This window comes from Chryseobacterium lineare (genome assembly GCF_977014045.1).
This window is the reverse complement of sequence record NZ_CDRNIQ010000001.1, coordinates 1,269,904-1,289,508: the sequence shown is the minus strand read 5'-3', so window position 1 is coordinate 1,289,508 and position 19,605 is coordinate 1,269,904. Positions and strand designations below refer to the sequence as shown.

Annotated in this window: 16 protein-coding genes; 6 read left to right on the top strand and 10 right to left on the bottom strand. The window is 37.1% G+C overall.

The features are described 5' to 3' along the window. Positions 1–169 precede the first annotated feature (169 nt). The 8 genes from ACWNCI_RS05765 to ACWNCI_RS05730 form a co-directional block, all read right to left on the bottom strand. Positions 170–1,300, bottom strand: a complete 1,131-nt coding sequence (locus tag ACWNCI_RS05765) for a serine hydrolase domain-containing protein (protein WP_449387529.1) — start codon at positions 1,298–1,300, stop codon at positions 170–172. A gap of 178 nt (positions 1,301–1,478) precedes the next feature. Then, a complete protein-coding gene (locus tag ACWNCI_RS05760) occupies positions 1,479–1,850 on the bottom strand; it encodes a response regulator transcription factor (protein WP_346985194.1) in 372 nt (123 codons plus the stop codon). Between the two features lie 626 nt (positions 1,851–2,476). After that, complete coding sequence (locus ACWNCI_RS05755) at positions 2,477–4,504, bottom strand: hypothetical protein (RefSeq protein ID WP_449387528.1); 2,028 nt, start codon at positions 4,502–4,504, stop codon at positions 2,477–2,479. Positions 4,505–4,545: 41 nt separating this feature from the next. Then, on the bottom strand, positions 4,546–5,853 hold the full coding sequence (locus ACWNCI_RS05750; RefSeq protein WP_449387527.1) for a glycosyltransferase family 2 protein: 1,308 nt from the start codon (positions 5,851–5,853) through the stop codon (positions 4,546–4,548). 8 nt (positions 5,854–5,861) lie between these two features. Continuing rightward, positions 5,862–6,809 (bottom strand): TackOD1 domain-containing metal-binding protein, encoded by a 948-nt coding sequence (locus ACWNCI_RS05745; protein ID WP_449387526.1) that lies wholly within the window; start codon positions 6,807–6,809, stop codon positions 5,862–5,864. A gap of 4 nt (positions 6,810–6,813) precedes the next feature. Further along, positions 6,814–7,854 (bottom strand): HlyD family secretion protein, encoded by a 1,041-nt coding sequence (locus ACWNCI_RS05740; RefSeq protein WP_346985198.1) that lies wholly within the window; start codon positions 7,852–7,854, stop codon positions 6,814–6,816. Continuing rightward, entirely contained in the window at positions 7,854–9,878 is a 2,025-nt protein-coding gene (locus ACWNCI_RS05735) for a hypothetical protein (RefSeq protein ID WP_449387525.1), read from the bottom strand. Before ACWNCI_RS05735 ends, ACWNCI_RS05740 begins: the two co-directional genes overlap by 1 nt. A gap of 296 nt (positions 9,879–10,174) precedes the next feature. Beyond that, positions 10,175–10,570 (bottom strand): Fur family transcriptional regulator, encoded by a 396-nt coding sequence (locus ACWNCI_RS05730; RefSeq protein WP_346985200.1) that lies wholly within the window; start codon positions 10,568–10,570, stop codon positions 10,175–10,177. A 154-nt stretch (positions 10,571–10,724) separates the two neighbouring features. On the opposite strand from ACWNCI_RS05730, the gene ACWNCI_RS05725 reads away from it, so the two are divergent. From ACWNCI_RS05725 to ACWNCI_RS05715, 3 genes are all read left to right on the top strand, one after another. Next, positions 10,725–12,122: an alkaline phosphatase gene (locus ACWNCI_RS05725; protein ID WP_449387524.1), complete on the top strand. Its 1,398-nt coding sequence runs from the start codon at positions 10,725–10,727 to the stop codon at positions 12,120–12,122. Between the two features lie 110 nt (positions 12,123–12,232). After that, complete coding sequence (locus tag ACWNCI_RS05720; protein ID WP_449387523.1) at positions 12,233–12,991, top strand: GEVED domain-containing protein; 759 nt, start codon at positions 12,233–12,235, stop codon at positions 12,989–12,991. Positions 12,992–13,413: 422 nt separating this feature from the next. Further along, a complete protein-coding gene (locus tag ACWNCI_RS05715) occupies positions 13,414–14,034 on the top strand; it encodes a DUF4142 domain-containing protein (protein WP_449387522.1) in 621 nt (206 codons plus the stop codon). 152 nt (positions 14,035–14,186) lie between these two features. On the opposite strand, the gene ACWNCI_RS05710 is transcribed toward ACWNCI_RS05715, so the two are convergent. Continuing rightward, entirely contained in the window at positions 14,187–14,549 is a 363-nt protein-coding gene (locus ACWNCI_RS05710; protein ID WP_346985204.1) for a response regulator transcription factor, read from the bottom strand. 4 nt (positions 14,550–14,553) lie between these two features. Then, positions 14,554–16,053: a PAS domain-containing sensor histidine kinase gene (locus ACWNCI_RS05705; protein ID WP_449387521.1), complete on the bottom strand. Its 1,500-nt coding sequence runs from the start codon at positions 16,051–16,053 to the stop codon at positions 14,554–14,556. A 394-nt stretch (positions 16,054–16,447) separates the two neighbouring features. Between ACWNCI_RS05705 and ACWNCI_RS05700 the strand changes: the two genes are divergently transcribed. The 3 genes from ACWNCI_RS05700 to ACWNCI_RS05690 all read left to right on the top strand — a co-directional run bounded on the left by ACWNCI_RS05700 (position 16,448) and on the right by ACWNCI_RS05690 (position 19,586). Beyond that, a complete protein-coding gene (locus tag ACWNCI_RS05700; protein ID WP_449387520.1) occupies positions 16,448–17,068 on the top strand; it encodes a hypothetical protein in 621 nt (206 codons plus the stop codon). 124 nt (positions 17,069–17,192) lie between these two features. Beyond that, positions 17,193–17,354, top strand: a complete 162-nt coding sequence (locus tag ACWNCI_RS05695) for a hypothetical protein (RefSeq protein ID WP_199897975.1) — start codon at positions 17,193–17,195, stop codon at positions 17,352–17,354. Between the two features lie 192 nt (positions 17,355–17,546). Beyond that, positions 17,547–19,586 (top strand): ATP-binding protein, encoded by a 2,040-nt coding sequence (locus ACWNCI_RS05690; protein ID WP_449387519.1) that lies wholly within the window; start codon positions 17,547–17,549, stop codon positions 19,584–19,586. Positions 19,587–19,605 lie beyond the last annotated feature (19 nt).

The following is a 19,605-nucleotide window of genomic DNA, read 5'->3' as shown; positions in this document are numbered from 1 at the left end:
TAAAGCTTACGGATGATACGCACGCTTAATCAGCGGCTTTGTCACCTTACTTCACTTCCTTAAAAATAAACGGAATGATGATCGAACTTTGCGTTTAATACGATGAGTTTTCTAAATATGGGTTTACGTTGAAAGATGACAGATCAAAGCTTTACAACGAATCATTCAATCATATCATCCGAGCAAATTCTTCGGCAAAGAGTTTTACCTGAAGGGGCCTTTTTTTCTCATCCACATCAAGCCTGTTGTAGAAGCCCGTCTTTACGATAACCATTTGCTTCTCCGGGATCATGATGATAAACTGTCCCAAAAAGCCGTAGAAAAACCGGTATTTGAGTTGATGTTCGTCGTCTGCCCAAACCGTAAAGCAGAAAGCATCATTGGCTTTAGTAGGAGTGAGCATTCTCTGGCAGTAGTCTTCATTGATGAGCTGTCTGCCTTTCCAGTTACCGTTCTGCATGATGAGCTGTCCTATTTTAGCAAAGTCTCGCGGGGTTGCATGGATACAGCAAAAAGCTTTTTCAACTCCCTTCTCGTCTATGCTCCATTGTGCAGGGCGCTCCATTCCCAGAGGTTTCCATATTTTTTCGGAGAGGTAGGTTGTGAGGTCTTTTCGGATAACTTTCCTTAAAGCCAAACCGAGCAGCTGCGCCGCAACGCTTTGATACTCATAATTGCAGCCCGGCATTTCTTTAAATTCTACTTCGAAAGCCTGTTGGGCAAGATCTTCCACAAAATACTGCTTAGAGTTTTCCGAAAAAGGGTGGTGGTATTCTTCCTTCCAGTTCAGTCCGGTCTGCATGGTCATCAGGTGAGCGAAGGTAAGGTGCTTTCCGTAACGGTTGTTTTTATACTGAGGAAGAACCGAGGATACCAGCTGATTTTCAGATTCCAGATAACCGTCATCAATGGCGCATCCTACGAGTATCGACAGAATGCCCTTAGCCATTGAAAAGGAATTCATCAATGAGGAAGCATCGTGATCTTTCCAGTAGTTTTCATAAAGAAGCTTGTTATTGCGGATGACAATGAGCGATGAAGCACGTGTTTTTTTTAATTCATCGACTAAGCTTTCGCTTAGATTTAAGGTATTATAATCCTTATCTTTCTGCCACGGCTCGGGATGAAGATTGGGAATGCTGCGTGATGGAAATTTTTCTGCATCATCGCTTGAAGGGGTGATCGGCCCTTTCTTCACATTCATTACAAAAGCTTTAAAGATAAATCCGTATCCGGACAGGTAAATGCCTGCGACAATCGCTGAAGTTCCGGCTATAATGGCAGTCAGGGTTTTTTTCATATTTCGTACGCTCGGTGTATCTTTCTGTTATAAGAGAATGATGATTTAAATAAAGATTAGATATATTAACATTTTATCCTTCATTCAAAGGCTGTGCCGTCACTTTTTGCAAATGATAAAGGAGACCATGCCGGTCTCCTTTATTGCTGATATAATTTTTGATTGATCGTCAATGCTTTTAAATGCTTGCTTTCTGACCAATCAGATTCTCGATCTTTACAAGTACATCATCGATATCAAATGGCTTGCTTACAAATTCATCAGCGTTGCATCTGCTGGTTACTTCCGTATCTTTTGCGTGTGCGCTCATGATCATAATCGGGATATTGGCCGTTTCCGGAGTATTTCTCAATTCATTGCATACTTCGATTCCCGATCCGTCGGGCATCATAACATCCAATATAAAGATGTCAGGCTTGGCAGACAGATCTCTTTTGTTGAATGAATCTACCGTGGAAAAAGAACGTACATCATAATCTTCAAATGACAGGAGCAATTGTAATGCATCTCTGATGCCTGTCTCATCTTCAAGTATAAAAATTGTTTTCATACCCTTGGCGGGCAAAAACAAAGCCAATCTTTAATTATTGCTTAAACTTTTTATTTAACCACAAAAGTTACAAAAGATCTTCTCTTATTATTTAACCTGAGTTCGGGATAAGAGATATTTTAAATAATTGATTTTCAAAATAAAATTATTTTATCGCAAAGAGAAACAAAGAAATGTTTAATTTTTGAAGCACTTTTAAGTTAAACAATGCCACTTCGTTTATTAAAGTAATACAAGAATTTTGTATTACTTTGATAAGTTTCACGCCTTTGTATATCTTAAATTTTTAAAAACCATGTGATTAATACTTTTGTTTAGCTTTGCGTTTTTATATAAAATTATCCCGAACTCAGGTTATTTAGCTATTCAAAATAGGGAAAAATGAGAATGAAAAATCATACATTTATAAGCTTTTGAATTTCTTATTTTCAATAATTTCTTTTGAACCTTTTGCGGTTAAATTTTATATTAGTTTAAACAGATCTAATATAAAAATTGAATATTAGTTAAATTTTTTTCTCTGATAGTTAATAAAGTTCAGCTTCATTTATACATAAAAAATCCGTCCCAAAACCGGGACGGATGATTGTTTTTTCGTTACTGACGATCAATAGTCTGCAGAACGATTAGTTTATTTTAAGGATATTAAGTCCGGACTGTCCTGTAGCTACAAAAGCAAGATTGCTATTGATGTAAATGTAGTTTGCAGAACCGCTCAGTTTGTAATAACCTACCACTTTAAAGGTGTTTTTGTTCAGAACGATTACCCCGTCTGTACCGTTAGCCAGATACAGGTAGCAGTTGTTTACGGCAACAGCATTGGTAAGCCCGGTTTGGCTGAATACATTCTGATTGTTTACCTTGAAGTTTCTAGGTACGAAATTATTCATCAGCTGTCCGTCGTTCAATCTGATTTTAGCTACCCCTTTGTCACTTAAAGCAACATACACATACTCCTCATCAAGAACAATTACATTCTTCCCGTCGGTAACCGTTTGTGTAAGAGCCGGATAATTGTACACTTTCGGATTGGAACCGTCGTTATTGGCAACTCTCAGTGATGCTCCGTTGGTCTGAGTTGCAAAAAATACCTGATACGTATTGTTGTGTGCCACATATTTTGCTCTGTCTCCTGCAAAATTGAACTGCTCAGATACAGTATATCCATTGTTCGGATCAAGTTTAAAGAATCCTCCGCCGGTTGTCCCTGTGGATGCATACAGATAATTGTTGTAGAAATAAGAATTTTTAGCAGTAGAGCTAGGTAGTGTATAAGTTAGGAATGAAGAAAGATCCTGAGTATTAAACACATTATTGTTTAATGGAGCGGTAACGAGCTTAGAACCGTTTTTGTCTCCACCTACTGCATATAATTTGTTATTCGCAACATCTACATTGTTGAATTCTATATTGTTGAATAATGCTTCGCTCACCAAAGAAGGAGCGCTGTAATCTGTTACATTAAAGATTCTGATTGCACCTTTTGTAGTACTTCCTGCAACAGCATCATTGGTATGGTAAGATACATAAGCGAAACCGTTGTTCATGGTAACACCTGTTGCGCTCAGCGTAGTATTGGTGATAGATGGGCTTACTACATTTGCCACCAGCGTGAACTGCAACTGATCGTCTGAGCAAGGCGCTATACCTTTCTGAGGAGTACATTCTGCTGCCTGGATGTATGCATTTGAATTTAAAGTAACCTGGTTATTAATCTTATTATTGCTCTGAAGTACAGTATAAGAAGTATTAACAAAGTTCATGTCAATAAGTCCTGTGAAGGCCGGAGATGCATTAAGATTCCCGAAAGACATATTTGAAAAATCCATTCTAGCAAAACCGCTTCCTGTATTGCTTACTTTACCGTCTACCGATACGCTTCCGCCGGTAACATCTGTGTAAGACTGAGGCTTCAGGTTCAGTACTCCGGAACCATTGATATGGAATCCTTTCTCGAACGTAAGATATCCTTCGTTGTTCAGGTTTGCGTTCAGGTAATTATTCTGTGCATTGAAGACCATTCTGCAGTAGTTATTTACTGTAGAGCTTCCGTTAAGGCTTTCAGAATTGCTGAAGTTTAGGTTGTTGTAGTTGTTGATTATACCGTCGACAGATCCTGTAGTGTACGTCACGAATCCGTAGTTGTCTAATCTACCTCCTGAATTCAGGTGGAAATTGGCTGAACTTGAGATTTTACCGTTGTTTCCTACTTCTACTTTACCACCGTTGGGAACATTCATCCAATTTGAACCACCCAGCTCACCAAGAATAATGATCTTTCCTGCTGAATTGAAGTTGAATCCACCGGTAAAAGTAGTTCCTTCCGGGATGTAATAGGTCTCTCCGTTGTTGATGTTATACCAGTTGCTGCCTACCGCTGCTATTGCACCGGACAGATTAGGGGTATACGTTGTTTTGTTCTGTGATGCAGAAAGTTTCTGACCGCTCTGATCGAATTTGATAAAGTTAACAGCAGCGTTCTTTAGTTCAATACTTTTGCTGAGATCGCCGCTTCCGTAACGAAGGGTAATGTCGCCATTGGTAATAGAATTAGAACTTTCACTGTTTTCAGTAAGCGAACTCTCTTCTGAAGAACACCCGGTTGCAGCAACAAGAAGGAAAAATCCCATTGCTACGCTTAGTTTTTTTGTCATTAAGGGTAAATATTATTTTATTAGGGTCTTATTATTAAATATCATGCACCGAATTCACGGGCTTTTTTAGAGGTTTTCTGAGGGTTCCAGGGGTCTTTATAGGAATCATAAAAGAAGAATTCATCAAAATAGGCAATTGTTCTTACGATACGCATAAAGTATCCCATATACAAGGGATAAAGCGGAACATAAATGATTTTTGAGAAATATTTTCTTTTATTTTTCACTATTAACAAGCAAATAAGAAACTGCATGAAATACAGCAGCAAATATACTAAATATTTGAAAGGCAACCAAAAAAGTAAGAATTCCGGGTTCTCAATTATTATTCTAAGCATATAAATCAGCCAGGTGATATCCAGCACCAATCCGAAAAATACATTTTCGAAGAACGAAAAAAAGTTTGTCCATCTGAAATTCTTATTGGGCAGCCATATATCATAATGTTTTCTAAGTCTGAAACGTACCAGCGAACGCGACCATCTTAACCTCTGCTTGGCAAGCTTTCCCCATTCTATAGGAACGTGCGTATTGCAGATCGCTGTCTGTTCAAAGTGAATATCATAACCAATCTTTCTGATCTTCACCGTAAGATCACCATCCAGGCCAGGCCCCACATCCCATCCGCCGATTCTCTGCAGTATAGTTCTCGGAAAAACACCGAAAGCTCCTGAAATGATCTTGTAAAGCCCCAGACTGGAAGTCACAATTCTCGATATGCTTATCGATTGCTGATATTCCAGATACTGCATGGTTGAAGTAAGGGAGTCTTCATCATTCCTTACCATCAGGTTTCCACCTACACCTCCTAAGTTTTTGTACACATAGAAGGGGAGTAGTGACTTTTCAATCGCATCATTGTCGAGTGACGAATCGGCGTCAATATGTACAATGAATTTCCCTTTCGAGTATTTGAGGCCAAGATTGGCTGCCGATGCTTTACCACCACGGATTTCGGAGCGGAGAAATTTAGTGATAAGCCCTCTTTCTTCAAACGATCTCCCGATAATTCCGGTGTGGTCGGTAGAACCATCATCCACCACAATGATTTCAATATTCTTATACGTCTGTTTCTGCATAGACATCACCATTTTGTGGAGATGCTTCCCTTCATTATGTCCCGGAACAAGAACCGTTATCAGCGGAAGCTCATTCATCAGTTTTTTACGTGCCAGCTGCCATTCATCTTTGGCGAGAAACCGCTTTCTGAAGGTTACGAAAAGTACGATGATTTCCAGAACAAGAAACCTTGGAATATCTATGATAAAGACATACCAGCCCCAGTTCAGGATTGTAGACCAATCCGAATACCTTAAGTTTGAATAGATAATTTCCCAGAAACTGTCCACGTCTGCTTTTAATTGAGAATTTCGTTAATTGCTTTCTGAGTAAGCTCGTAATTGTAAATCTTTTCCAGGTGCAGCTCAGCAGGGGCCTGCTCTGTTTTACAATTGATACAGTGTACCCCGATCAGAGGTTTCTGAAATTCATTCTTACATTTTTCGTTCAGGCAGTAAAATACTTTCCCGGGTTTGTCATAATCAACTCCCAGATTTCTCAGCTCCATGCTGCATTTTGGGCAAATGAGCCTGTCTCCCTGCTGAAAACTCTGTTCTGTAGCAACATGAGCGCATCTGAAATGATGGATCAGAACTCTTACCTGAAGGTTGTGTTCTTTGCACTTCGGACATTCTTCCCGGTAGTTCAGAAATCCGGAATGACATTTTTTGCAGATATGCGAGGTATCTACATATTTTCTATGAAGAAGATCATCCTTGTAAGCATCATGCAATAAAGCTCTTCCATTGATATACGCATCGGTAGTACCATCATAATAGGCTTCAATTCTCGGGTAAGAATATCCGTTGAGCGAGTTGGCACTTTCGTAGAAATCAATATCTTTATTTCTTGAATGATAATACAGCAATGTTTTTTTCAGCAAATCTCCTTGATGAAGGGAAGCATCAAGCTTTGCTATGAAATTTAAAATAAACTGTATGTAGGGTATTTTATTTTGAATATTTAAATCCTGAATATACCCGTCGCACAAATGTTTCAGGTTATAATTCTTAAATTCTTTATAGATTTTCTTTAAATCTTTCTGCAGGAAAACCGGTTTTAGAAAAACCTTCGGATCTGGATGTCTGATAACGGAAATTAAAAATTTTCTTACCTCCAAGGCTTTTTCGTTGTTGATAATCCAGATGTCCGCAAGGCTGGTATCAGGTATTTCATTTCTGTCGATACAGTCAGACAATAATTGAGCTCTAATTCCGTTTTCAAGGGTCAGTATTTTATCAGGCATCGTTTTATGTAAATTTTAGTTTCCTTACTTTCACCGGAATATTACTGATCTTTACGTTGTCCCATGATTTTCCGTCTAATGGTACAATATCAATGACTACTCCGTATTTATCTTCATTAACATTTTTATTGATCATGGTATTATCCTTTATCTCCGATATAGAATAAATTTTTCTTACTTTGCCGGTAAGTGTTTTATTGAATCCGTATGGCAGTTTAATGGCTACATGATCACCTTCATGAAACTCATCTACATCACTGATATTGATATAGGCTTGTACAAACTGTCCTTTACGGATTACCGAAGTGATGATATCAGATTTATATCCAACCTGTCCGTCTGTCACACGGAAACGATCTATATTCCCATTAACGGGTGAAATGTAATAATTCTGAATGGCAGCTGCTTTGTTTTCCTCTTTTGCGAGAAGATTTTTATGATTATTGATCAGTGAGATTTTCCCCTTCTCATCATTGAGAGCCCTGATATCTGCAACAAGAGAGGATATCTCGTACTGGAGGTCATCTATTGAGCGCTCTACATTGGCCAGCTCATTGGGTGTAATCTGATTAATGTACACCAGCTTTTCTTTTCTGCTTTTTTCTTTTTTCCAGAAGTCAACTCTTTTTCTCAAATCGGCAACAAGGCTCTGTTTTTTTGAAATCTCTGAGCTGATGGAAGCAAGATGATTTTCAAAAGTCGTATTGTCGACAAGATTTTTTAATGAATCCTGTACAGAATTTTTGCGAAAATTGGCATCATAGAATTCATAGCTGAATAGGGTATCTCCTTTTTTTATGGCAGCACCTTCCTTTATGTTATAATTAAGAATTCTTACATCGCTGGTAAATTTCACATCAAACTGCTGCTGCTTCAGGAAGCCGTCGGCATAATCAAAGATCCAGGATGAAATAAGCCACCTCAGAACAGAAAATACGATCAACAACATGATGGCGAAGTAAATCCAGCGGTCCCATTTTCGTTTTTTTATGGGTTTTTCGTAAGACTCTTCGGTTATTTTATCGTCGTTAAAATTGATTTCCATTATGGTTTAAAATTATTCATTTGTGATAGATCGTAGTATCCTATTTTGGTAACACCAGCCGTCTGAACCGCTTCTTCGGCGTCCAGCAGATCACTGAAAGCCTGAAAATCATTAATACGGAATACCCAAACGTAATAATCCGGACCTAATATATTTCTAATAATGGCTGTCTTATTGAGCTTTTTGTCAAGGCTCAGAACATCATAAGCCATAATGTAAGCCATAGTGTTGTTGTCATGTAATGCTGTTGCAACTTCCGCCGGCAGCTGCATCGGAACGCTCACTCCAAGATCCATATTGTTCTGGATACACCATGTTTTTGAGTTGGTAAACAGATTGATGAGCCTTTGTGCATAAAGATCAACATTGGCTTTATAATCATCAAAAGTATGAGGCTCAATATCAAGGTGAATTCCAGTAAATCCAAGGGTTTTAGCATCTTCCATCACCAATTGCAAGTCTGCAAATCCATCATCTGTTTTAGCATAAGAATTTTCACCGATAAGACGATACACCTGAATATTGTTTTCTGCGGCTTTCGTCATAAAGTCTGCTACTTTTACCATATCCGCTACTTTTCCCACCGACAGAAAAACCCTGTTGATGTGCCAGTGGTTCATCAGATTGATGATATATGTATTAGAATAGTTTGTAAAGAAACTGCTCCAGATATAAGTTTCCTGCCCTGCGTTGTCGTCGTTGGTCTGGTTTTGTAAACCTTCTGTTTTATTGTCTGTTCCTGAAATCATTCTGTATTCAAGATATTTTTCGTACAGATCAGATTTTTTGTCACAGATCTGTATCTGGTTGTTCAAAAATTTTTCAGCTGTAGCGAGATAAGCTGCCGGACTGAAGGTATTGCTCTTCTCGTTGGTAGAATTTACTTTAAGTTCAGATTCCAGATAGGTGCTTTCGCTTTGTAATATTTCTATTTCAGATTTCAGAAGATAATAATCTCTGTACATATTGCTGAGATTATTACGATAAATCATCTGCATATCCTGAAGGCTGTTTTCCTTAGCTTTCAGATCGTTATCACTTTCAAGATCAGTTTTGCTTTTGCTTAGCGGAAGGTTGATCGTAGCGCCTACGCTGGCAAAATTACGGTCTCTTGATAATGCTGAGTAATAATTATAACGAAGCTTAAACCTAAGATCAAGCTGCTTGTCTCTCTTGCGTTTGATGTCCAGTATTTCCTTTTCCATCTTTAAAGCCATGGCCTTATCCTTTATCAATACGCTCAGATCAATATTTTCTACAGGGATCAGATCCGGGATATCTGTCGTAAAAATCTCTTTGTTTACAGGATTTCTGCCAGAAGTTTTCAGAAGATCTTCCAGTGATTTTTTTTCAATTGAAATTTTTGCCAGAAGATATTTTGACTGTGCAGCTTCAGCATTGTTCTTCAGCCCGATTTTATTCTGGTTGATTGTAAAATCGTTCAGAAGCTTTAAAATTTTCTCGTAATCAGATAAAAGGCTGATCTTTTTTTCGTCAAAAGCGGCTCTTACATGATCAATATTGAGTCTGTGGTCAATTTCTCTTTTATATTTTACTTTTTCTAAAAGATCAATATTTCTTAGTTTTTCATTCAAAGAATTCTGGATTCTCTGGTTTTTTGAACTTCCTTCTCCCAAAGCCAGCCAGTCTAGCCCTGAAGATACCCTAGCGCGATAAAAGATATTTTCATCATCACCAAATCCGGGGCTGAAATTGTAGCTCATTTCGGAAACCCAGTTCAGATGAAGCCTGTTTTTGTCTTCAGAAGTTTTGGTGTTGAAAGTGAAGTCATTTTTGTGTAGTGAGACATCAGCAGATGTAAAATCATAGTTGCTTTTTTCAGCAGTACTTTTATTATCAGCCAATAAGTTTGAAATAATTTCCTTAGCAGACTCATAGATTTTATTATACTCTACGGTAAGAGTACTTAATGATTTAGAGTTGATGTTTAAGGTTGATTTGTTTTGAGCATTAAAGAAAATGAAAACATTCAGTACTAGTAGAATTGGTAACGTTTTCCGCATAGATTAAAATAATTTTTGCGCAAAGTTATAACATTCTATTAAAATTTTAACGAATAAATAAAATATTTGGTATATATTTCAAAAGATTTCAAATGTCTTAAAATAGTGAATAATCATGCGATTGCTTACTGTGTAAGCTGTTAAGGCTAATATTGTTACACCGTTCAAAAGCTTTTTTATAGTTATTGATTTTTTCTAAAATTCTTATTTATCCTAATACATCAGATAACTTCCTAAGAAATTGCTGATTATTATCATGCTTTTTAAAGTTTTTGATAAGAAATTATGATTATTTACTAAACATTGAGTAGAGATTTACACTTCGGACAAATTCCACTGATGATGAAGTTATAACTGTGTGCAATGAAATTTTCAGGAAGTTCGATTTCAGGAACTACATTTTCTATGCACGTTACAAGTTTACAGTTTTCACAATTAAAATGAAGATGATTATGAGAATGTTTATCTTCCTTACAGTGATGACATTTTGCATAATTTATCACCCCATCAACATTTACAATTTTGTGAATTTTTCCCTCTTTTTCCAGTCGCTCAAGAACCCTGTAGATCGTTACACGGTTGCATAATCCATCAAGTTTTTCCTGTATTTCGCTGTGTGACAAAGCGCTTTCTGTATGATCAAGAAGATTCAGTATTTCCGTTTTTGCCTGAGTATTGCGTATTTGTCTCATGATAATGCAACAGTGTTGCTTTTTTAATTCTAATGACTATCTTTGCAACAAAGTTACAATAAGAATTCTAAATCTGAAATTTAATAATTCTTTAATGCAACATTGTTTCAATAAATAAGTTTTATATCTAAATTGCACGCCTAATTTCATTGTAATGGACAGACGTAAGTTTTTAAAAGGATCGGCTTTATTGTCGGGAGCATTAACATTAAATTCCTGGGATTTATTAGCTGGCCAACGCAATTTGTCAGCAAAAAGAAAGCAGGCCCAAAACATAATATTCATGATCAGTGATGGGATGAGCTCGGGAACATTGGCTATGGCCGATCTATATTCGCGTAATATCATGGGCTACGGCGGAAACTGGATGAATCTTTACCGGGAAAATAAAATCTCAAGAGCTTTGATGGATACTGCTTCTGCAAGTTCTATTGTTACGGATTCTGCCGCTGCCAGCTCTTCTTTTGGTGGTGGATTCCGGGTAAAAAATGGAGTTCTCAATGTCGGACCGAACGGTGAAAGATATTTTCCTCTTTGGCAGAAATTCAAAAGATCAGGGAAAAAGACAGGTTGTGTAACGACGGTTACGATCACCCATGCGACACCTGCCGGATTCTGCATCAATTCCGACAGCCGAAACGCCGAACCCGAGATTGCCGAAATGTATGCCAATATAGGATTCGACTTGATGATGGGCGGTGGAGACGAATTTTTTAATCCTTCAAAAAGACAGGATAAAAAAGATTTGTATAATCTTTACAAGCAGAAAGGGTATCAGGTTCTCAAAACGAAAGCTGATCTGAAAAATTTAAAAAAAGATACAAAAACGCTCGGTATTTTCAATACAGGTGCATTGCCTTACAGTATCGACAGACAAAATATCCCTGAATTGCAGACTATTCCTACACTCGCGGAAATGACCTCATCGGCCATCTCGCAGATGAAGGATCATAAAGAAGGTTTTGTGTTGCAGGTTGAAGGTGGAAAAGTAGACTGGGCGGCTCATGCCAATGATATTGCTGCTTTGCTTCATGATCAGATTGCATTTGAAGAAGCCGTAAAAGTAGCGATGGATTTTGCAGAAAAAGACGGTAACACACTCGTAATTATTACTACCGATCACGGAAATGCAAATCCGGGAACGATTTATGGTTCGGAGGCGACTGAGAAATTCAACAGCATTGCCAACTACAGATATACCAATGAATTTATCCTGAATTCCATTCATGCAGATTTTAATATTCAAGAGATAAAAGACTGGATCTATGAAACCAATAAAATAAGGCTGGCCGATGACGAAGCCAAATATATGCTGAGTTTTTATTCAGGTCTTGAAAAACAGGAAGCAGGTCTTTACAATTACAAAAAACTTCCATTTAAAGCATATTCTGAAATTCAGAAAAAACATAATTCCGTAGGATGGATCAGCATGGATCATTCCGGAGATTATGTAGAGCTGGCCATGTTTGGCCCCGGAAGTGAACTTTTACAGCCTTTTATTAAAAATACAGATTTACATTACCTTATGCTGAAAGCGGCTTTAGTAGAATAAACGAGAGCTTTTACCCGCACTATTCCTTTACAAATCATATCAGTTTTGCAGTTCATTTACTGGCAAGACAGGACTGCTGTTATCATATTTTTTAATTTAAATAATACCTTATGAAATCAATCTTATTTTTTAGCGTTCTGCTGAGCAGCATTTTACAGGCTCAGTCAGATCCTTGTACCTCAAATCTTGGCGGTGGAGATGATCCGGTTTTTATTGAGATCAGGATCAATAATACTGCTTTCGACCATTTGACGTATTCATCACTTACGTCTTACTATCACAGCTATCCTGCAATAGGACAGACGACAGCAACGTTAGTAGCCGGCAACAGCTATGATATTTATACTTCTACATCTTCAGAAGCTGTAACCGCCATCTGGCTGGATTTTAACAATAACGGATTGTTTGAAGATCAGGAATATAAGCTGTTGACAAATTCGATGATTACACAGAATACCTCATCTTTTTCTGTTCCGTCTTCCGTTCCTTCCGGAAGTATAAAAGTAAGAATCCGGTCGCGCGCCTACGGAAGTTCTATCCTGGCAACCGATGCATGTTCGACTTTCGGATCCGGTGAAACAAGAGACTATGTATTTCAGATAACAAATAATTCTTTATCAACTTCGGAAACGCGGAAAGTAAAGAATGTTAAAATTTATCCAAATCCTGCTCAGGATGAAGTCAATCTTGAAAGCGAAACCAAAATCGATTATGTAACGATCTCTGATTTTTCCGGGCGGGAACTCTTTAAAAAGGATATAGGAAAGGTAAAAAGTACTTTAAATATTTCTCAGCTGCCTAAAGGAAATTACCTAGTTACCATCTATTCGGATGGAGACTTGAAAAGCTCAAAATTCATTAAAAATTAAATAAGCTGCCCCGGAAGCGTATCTTTTGGGGCAATTTAAACTTTATCGTCATTTTACCTCTTTTGCCAGATGCCGGATTTTTGGGGTCAGCAGCTTTTGTAAACTGTGATGGTGGTTTTTGTAGTTTTTAATGCTTACTTCTAGAATATCAGTCTTCCAAAAAGTTCATCTCTATCATGATAATGATGGAAATGTTTATTTCCTATTAAACAGAATAATCTTTTTATCTGAACTGCAATTAATCAACTTAAACTGTATTTTTTTATATACGACATATTCCATTGTGTTGATTAAAAATTTCTTCCATAAATACTTTTGTGGTATCATAAATAATTGATTTTAAAAACTTTGGCAAATTAATTGTTACTATCAGCGATAAGCAATATTCTTTGCTGTTTTATTTAACCATTTACAATTATATTATGAAAAATTCAATTTTAACTATTCTGGCAGTGGCTGCTATGGTAGCCTGCAAGAAAAAAGAAACAACGAATTCTGATCAGTCTGCGGATAGTACGGCTTCAATGTCTGCACCCGCCGATACTTCGATGGCTACGACAGATTCTGCTACAACTGCTGTGTCAGATACCAATACAGCAACGGCTACACTGAGCGCTCAGGATAAGAAATTTGCAGATGCAGCAGCAATAGGAGGAATGATGGAAGTCATGATGGGACAGCTTGCCGCGAGCAATGCAAGTAATGCAACCGTAAAATCTTTGGGGGCAATGATGGTGAAAGATCATGGAAAGGCAAATGATGAGCTTAAAAAGTGGGCATCAACTGCAGGATATACATTACCAACGAGCCTGGATGCAGAAAAACAGAAAATGTATGACGACCTGAAATCTAAAAAAGGGGCAGAATTTGATCGTGCATACACTGATTTGATGGTAACCGATCATAAAAAAGATATTGCTGAATTTAAAAAACAGGCATCTGAAGGTTCAGAAGCATCTCTGAAATCTTTCGCAAGTACAACGCTACCTACTTTGGAGCATCACCTGATGGAATCTGAAAAAGCGAAGAAAGCCGTTAATTAATTTCTAAATATATTCAATTATAAATCCAATCTATTCCGTAGAATTAGCGCAAGTTTAATTCTACGGAATTTTTATTTGGTGAATAATTGCAAAAAAAGGAATACGTGGTAAAGTACACATATTCCTTTTTTACTATTTTAATTTGTAAATATTTAAACTAAAAGGTTTCTTATTTTTGAAACGATCACATCAAGGTCAAACGGTTTGGCAACAAAGTCGTTAGCACCCGCATCTGAAGCAATATCGTCACCGTCTACACTCGCCGAAAGTACAATTACCGGAAGATCTTTTATCTCATTGGTGCTTCTTATTGCCTTTAAAACCTGATCACCGGAAAGAAGTGGCATCCATAGATCCAGCAGGATAAGATCCGGATTATCAATATGGATTTGTTTAATCAGATTTGTACTGTTAATTTCTGTAAATACGGTAAACCCTTCCGATTCTAAAAGCATCTGCAGGACATCCAATATACCCTGATCATCATCACAGACCATTATCTTTTTACTATTCATTTCCTTAGTGATTTTTCATTATGGGTAACGTAAAACTAAATGTTGAGCCTTCTCCGACCTCGCTTTCGACCCATAGAGTGCCGTTGTGGTTGGCTACGATTTCATGCGAAATATAGAGTCCTATACCAAGCCCCGGAAATTTTTTCTGTATATCTCTTGCCCTGTAAAATCTGTCAAAAACTTTGGCTTTGTCCTGCGAGCTGATTCCCATTCCGTAATCTTTTACCGAAACTTTTACAAAATTCCCAACTCTGTTGATATAAACATCTACCTTATCTGAGCCGGGAGAATACTTGATAGCATTGGAAATCAGATTATTGATTACCTGTGATATCTGTAGCTCATCTCCTAAAAGTGTTGCGTTGGTAGTACCGGATAATGTGATAGTATGACCGGGAGCTGATACAGACAGATTTTCAACAGTATCATGGATTGTCTTATCAATATCAAATGGTTCCACATGAAGTTCTATATTTCCCGATTGTATTTTGGAGGTGTCTAAAAGATCAGATATTAATATATTAAGACGATCTACGTACACTGATACTTTATTTAATGTTCCATTGTATTTCTCAGAGGAACCATCGGGTTTCATTCGCTGAAGGAGTTGTACCAATCCTTTGATGGTTGTCAGCGGTGTCTTCAGCTCGTGGCTTGCGATGGAGAGAAAATCGTCTTTCCGGCGGTCAATTTCTTTTTTCTCAGTAATATCTTCAATAGCAATGAGTATTCGGTCTTTATACTGTCCTTCAAATTCAATTCGGTAAGCATTAAGAAGCATAACCTTTTTACCGATATGTGGAAAATCATGTTCTACTTCATAATCAATAACCGGATTATTAGTCGGCAGAATTTTCATGAGAAGCTCTCTCAATGTATCAATATCCCATTGATGATTTCCTAACTCAAACAGAATTTTACCTACCGTATCTTCATGAGTTACTTTAAATGAACTTAAAAAATGACTATTGGCACTTAAAACCTTGTAATCGGCATCCAGAACAAGCAAACTTTCTCTTACCGTCTGAATAATACTCGAAAGAAACGCTTCATTATCAACAAGTTCTTTAGTCCTTTCCTGAATTTTCCTTTCTACAGAAGATTTCTCTTCTCTTAATTCGTGTTCTGCTTTTTTCCTTTCCGTAATGTCATTCTGAACACCAATGAAATGGGTGATAACACCATCATCATTCTTTACGGGAGAGATAAAAAGCTCATTCCAGAAAAGATTTCCTTTTTTGTTGTAGTTTCGTATTTCCACCTTACAATCTTTTCCTTCTCTTATGGAGTCTTTGATATATTGTCTTTCGGGTTGGGATCTGTCCTGAGATTGCAGAAACCGGCAGTTGTGACCGATAATCTCGTCGTGAGAATAGCCGCTTATAGTTTCAAAGGCTTTGTTACAATACACAATAGGATTGTCAGGCTGCAAATTATCTGTAATAATAATCCCACAGTTTGCCGAGTTAAGTGCCTGTATATATATTTCAATGTTGTTATTCATCGGATATAGCTGTTTTGTGAAATAGCTTTAAACTTTCATTGATATGCAAATATGTGGAAAAGTCCGTCGGTTTGCAAATTGCATATTCAATAATCTCCAACGCAAATAATATGCCTACAATATAATAATATGCCTGATTATTTTACAAAATTTCATATTTCTGTGATCTGATGTTAGTTTAAATTCAATATCTTTATCCTTTATTCATGGGGAATAACAGAGATTTCTTTTAATTATTAAATTTAAATGAAAAAAATAGGAATTATAGGATTTCGGATGGCTGGGATCGAGAATTGCTGATCATCTGGATGGAAAATTTGATATTTACGCGACAACTACATCTTCTGATAAACTCCATGGCATTCAGTCACAGGGATTTCATGCTGAAATAGCAGTGTTCAGTAACAGTACAGATAATGGTTATCCGGAATCCTGGGGAATAATTCATCAGCTTGATGCTGTGATCATTACCATTCCGTTATCGGAAAGAAGATCGTCCCGAGAGTCATTACAAACAATACTTTCAAAGCTATTTTCATTTATCGGAAAACATGAAAAACAAATGTTTTTTACGAGTACAACAGGTGTTTATCCCAATCAACCGGGAATTTATACTGAAGAAATGATGCCTGTAGAAAATGTGTTTATAGAAAACGAAATATCTAAAAAGTTTCCGCATATTAATATCCTGAGACTCGGAGGATTGATGGGCGACAGGAGGCTCCTGAAAAATTTTACAGTTTCAGATCTCGGAGGTATTGTTAATCATATTCATTATAATGATGTTGCAGAAGTAATACGGATCATGATGGAAAAGAATGTGGAATCTAAAGTTTATAATGTTGTGGCACCACTTCATCCGACAAAACAGGAAGTTATCTCGGCTCAAAATAATATTCCTCTCAATGATAGGCTTTATAATGATGAACAAAGGATGATCTCATCTGAAAAACTAGTTTCTGAGCTTGGTTTTATTTTTAAATATCCTGATCCCAGAAGATTTCATTTGGAATGATTGCATCAGAAATTTTATAATTTTAAAAAGTTAAAAAATATTTTAATGTTTGTTAAAAATTGGTCTGCTTTATGCTAAGACTATAATAAGTCACACCAGACACCAACACTTAAAATATTAAATTATGAAAGAATTTACACAATGGGAAAATTCCCCGTCTATTAACAGAGAGATTGAACGTCAGAAAGCCTTAAAAGCTCTTGAAAAAGCAAAAATGATCAAAAGAAAAGTCGTTTTTCTTCCTAAAGGAGCATCAGGAAGTCCCAAATTCAACGATCTTTTTTAATGGATGTATTTTATACTCTTTTAAATATAAAGATTAGAAATAGAATGATCATTAAACCATAGCAGTTGTTCCTGTTATGGTTTACTTTTTCCCATTGCTGAACTACATTATTCTGTACTGTGAATTTGAAATAATGTTCTGCAGTACAGACAGTATTACATTTAATAATTATATTTAATAATATTTAGCAATATGAATTCTCCGGAACAAATTGAGGCAGAAAAATTACTGTCAGTACTTTTTTACTCTCCCAATGCTACTGCTGTTTATCAGGGTGATAACATCAGGATTTTAAGCGCCAATCAGGCAATGCTTGATTTTTGGGGTAAGGACAGAAGTGTTGTTGGTAAAGATTTTCGGACTGTTCTTCCCGAGTTGAATGAGCAGCCTTTTTTTACTATTCTGAAGAATGTCTGGGATTCGGGAGAAACTTTTAAGGCTAAAAATTATCCTGCCGTTCTGCTTACTGATGAAGGACCCCAGGAGTTTTATTTTGATTTTGAATATAAAGCCATTCTGGATCAACACGGAAAAACAGAATATATTCTGCATACCGCATTTGAGGTTACCGAAAGAAAAAAAGCCATGAATATGGTAGAAGAAAAATCCAAATCCGAACAGAAGCTTATTAATGATCTTTCTGCTTTAAATGAAGAATATCTCACCACCAACGAAGATCTTTTTTCTAAACATGAAGAGCTTTTTGCTACAAACAGTGAACTCCTTAAAATAAGAAAAGAATTGCTCACTGCCAATCATACTTTGACTGAAAATGAAAAACGTTTCAAAACTTTAGTTGAAAAATCACCTGTTGCTATGGCGTCCCTAAGAGGCGAAAACTTTGAGGTGGAAATTGTGAATGATTTGGTTCTTAAAATCTGGAACAAAGATCGTTCAATTGTTGGAAAGCCTTTGTCAGAAGCTATTCCGGAGTTGAAAGGGCAGGTGTTTATTGATGTTCTTTTGGAAGTGTACAGAACAGGACAGCCTTATTATGGTAAAGAAATCAAGGCTTTAATACAAAATGGAAATGAGCTGAATGAATATTATCTAAACTTTGCATATCAGCCTATTTTTGACGAAAACAATAAAAGCACTTCGATTCTTGTGGTGGCAAGTGACGTTACAGAGCAGGTAAATGCAAGAGATGCTGTTTTAGAATTCAAAAACCGTCTGGAGATCGCTATGGATGCAAGCCGATTGGGATCGACAGAAGTGAATCTTGCCACCGGAACAATGGAAAGTTCGGCTCAGTTTAAATATAATTTTGGTTTTTTACCGGATGAAGAATTTAATTATTCCGATCTCTATGAAGCAATTCTCCCGGAATACAGAGAGCATATCAGAGGATTGGTGCAGGAAGCCATCCGTACAAACGGAATTTACAAAGCTGAATATCCTGTAAAGTGGAAAGATGGTTCCATCCACTGGATTCAGGCAAACGGCCGCCCGAGATATGATAAAAATGGCGTTGCCGACAGAATGGTAGGGATGACCACTGAAATTACAGATAAAAAACTGGCAGAACAGCGAAAAGATGATTTCCTGAGTGTTGCCAGCCACGAACTTAAAACCCCTCTTACTGCTGTAAAAGCTTCTATACAGCTTCTTAACAGAATTAAACATCAACCGTATTCACAAACACACATACGATTGATCGAGCAATCCGATAAAGGTATAGAGAAGATGTGCCTGCTGATAGACGATCTGCTTAACATGAGCAGGCTGGGGCAGGATCAGCTTATGCTAGAATATAAAAAGTTCAATTTATATGAGATGCTTAACAAAAGCTGCCATCATGTAAGGCTTGAAAATAAACACCGGCTCATTCTGAAAAGTAATGAATCTCTTGAAATATTTGCCGATGAACACCGGATCGAACAAGTAGTGGTCAATTTGGTGAATAACGCTGTGAAATATGCGAAAGAATCTCCTGAGATCCATATCTTTGCCGAGTCGTTTGATGATCATATTAAAGTGTCTGTGCAGGATTTTGGTCAGGGAATTTCAGAGTCCGTTATTCCTAATCTTTTTGATCGTTATTACCGTGCAGACCATTTGGGAGCTTCCTATTCGGGACTTGGTCTGGGATTGTATATTTGTTCGGAGATCATAAGGAAACATTCCGGAACTATAGGAGTTGACAGCAAAATAGGTGAGGGAAGTACTTTCTGGTTTACTATTCCTAAAAAGGAAGATTATACTACAGTTGATGCCGCCGCTGCAGTTTAAATAAAAAACAAATCTTAAA